Here is an 818-nt window from a genome sequence, read left to right as displayed (position 1 = left end):
GGTGGCGTCGCCTTAATCGAGCACAGCACGCGATCATTGCTTCGGCGTGAATTTCACGCTTTGATCGACAAGGCGATCTCACGCCAGTTGGTGTTGGCGTGGGCGCGGAGTTGGCGATGATCAGCGGCGGTCAGATGTTTTCGATGAAGATTGAAAAGATTGGCAATCTGGCCGTGGGTTGAGACGAAACTCTGGCATTGCCGTGCCGACTTGAACCGCATCATGCGTCGCTCTCGTCGTCGCACGGGAAGGTGAGAATTCTCGACGCGGTTGTTGAGCCCTTTGTGCGAACGGTGCTCGATACCCGGCATGAGCTGTCGCTTTGCGGCGGAATAAGAGCGCAGCTTGTCTGTCACTATCACGCGTGGCGTGACGCCTTGGCTCTTCAGCAGTTTGCGCATCAACCGAAGAGCGGCTCTCTTGTTTCTGCGGCTTTGTAGCAGAGCATCGAGGACGTAGCCGTTGGCATCGACGGCGCGCCACAACCAATATTTCTTGCCCTTTATGGACACGACCATCTCATCGAGATGCCACGTGTCAGCAAAACTGCCACGGGACAGCCGACGAAGTTGATGGGCGAACTTCAGGCCAAATTTCCTCGCCCATTCTGCGACGGTCTGAAACGACACGTCGATCCCACGCTCGGCAAGCAGGTCTTCAACGTCGCGCAGGCTCAGCGGAAACCGATAATAGAGCCATACCGCGTGCGCGATGATCGCGGCGGGAAAGCGGTGGCGTTTGTATTGGGCGGACGCATCTTTAGTCATGCCGATAGACTATTGCCTCGATCCGCACCAGCCGGTTAAGGCGACGCCTCC

1 protein-coding gene is annotated in these 818 nt (G+C 57.2%); it reads right to left on the bottom strand.

The window, feature by feature from the left end; translation table 11 throughout:
- Positions 1-53: 53 nt before the first annotated feature.
- A complete protein-coding gene (locus NBH21_RS25980) occupies positions 54-767 on the bottom strand; it encodes an IS6 family transposase (RefSeq protein ID WP_250947054.1) in 714 nt (237 codons plus the stop codon).
- Positions 768-818 lie beyond the last annotated feature (51 nt).

It is taken from the genome of Ciceribacter sichuanensis (genome assembly GCF_024055605.1).
GTDB classification, from domain to species: domain Bacteria; phylum Pseudomonadota; class Alphaproteobacteria; order Rhizobiales; family Rhizobiaceae; genus Allorhizobium; species Allorhizobium sichuanense.
This window is presented reverse-complemented; position numbering and strand designations above follow the sequence as displayed.

Excerpts from the sequence above, each read along its gene's own strand:
- NBH21_RS25980 (WP_250947054.1), bottom strand. The coding sequence starts at position 767 with ATGACTAAAGATGCGTCCGCCCAATACAAACGCCACCGCTTTCCCGCC.